Source organism: Mesorhizobium sp. M7A.F.Ca.US.006.04.2.1, assembly GCF_004022915.1.
In the GTDB taxonomy this organism is placed as follows: domain Bacteria; phylum Pseudomonadota; class Alphaproteobacteria; order Rhizobiales; family Rhizobiaceae; genus Mesorhizobium; species Mesorhizobium ciceri.
Window position 1 is genome coordinate 1 of the sequence record NZ_RZQA01001484.1, and the last position, 748, is coordinate 748.

At 66.0% G+C, this 748-nt stretch carries 2 protein-coding genes; both read right to left on the reverse strand.

Annotated elements, in window-relative coordinates:
- Positions 1-497: alpha/beta fold hydrolase (locus EN925_RS38215; protein WP_128337485.1), on the reverse strand; the 497-nt coding region annotated here is incomplete at its 3' end.
- Positions 497-748 (reverse strand): aspartate dehydrogenase domain-containing protein (locus EN925_RS38220; protein ID WP_128337486.1); only part of this gene is annotated, 252 nt, incomplete at its 5' end. The genes EN925_RS38215 and EN925_RS38220, both read right to left, overlap by 1 nt.

Consider the following 748-nt stretch of genomic DNA (forward strand, 5'->3'; position numbering starts at 1 on the left):
TCCCCGGCATGCGTTTCGAGGTAGGACGGTTCGTGGCAGAGCACATGGCCGAGGCGCTGATAGGTCTCGGCCAGGCCGGCCTCCAGCAGTTCGGCGCGAGCGCTGAAGAGCGTGCGGAAACGGCTGTCGGCTCGCGCCCAGGAACTGCTGATCGTGAAGCTCAGGCCAAGTTCCGAATGATCGAGCGCCAGCACCTGCGCGATGGCGCCACCAGTGGAATGCCCGACAATATGGGCGGGACCGCCCGTCTGCGCCAGCAGGCCGGCAATGTCGCTGGCGATCAGGGGAATGGAATAGGGGCGTTCGGGGCGATCGCTGCGACCGGCGCCGCGATGGTCGGTGACGATGACGCGATGGTCGGCCTCGAGAAGGCGTACCACGCCGGCCCAGAACCTTCCGTCACCGCCAAGTCCGGGGATGAGGATGAGGCGCGGGCCGGCGATTCCCGATGTCTGGTAGTGGATGCGGCAGCCATCGGCGGCGGTGAAGAAGGGCATCAGCTGAGGCCCTCCCTGTCGAGCAGCTCGCCGAGCGCCGCGACGAGACTGTGCGCCGTGAGCATCGAGGTCTTCGGATTGCTGGCTGAGGGCGTGTTGACGAGGCGGAAGGAAGCCGTGCCGGCGGTGCTCTCGACCTCGATTTCATGTGTGTTGCCGGCAGCCTTCGGATCGGCAACCACGCTTACGGTGACCTTGTCGATACCTGCAGCGAGCGCCACCGCGAAGGCGGCGTTGAGGTTTTTCGGATA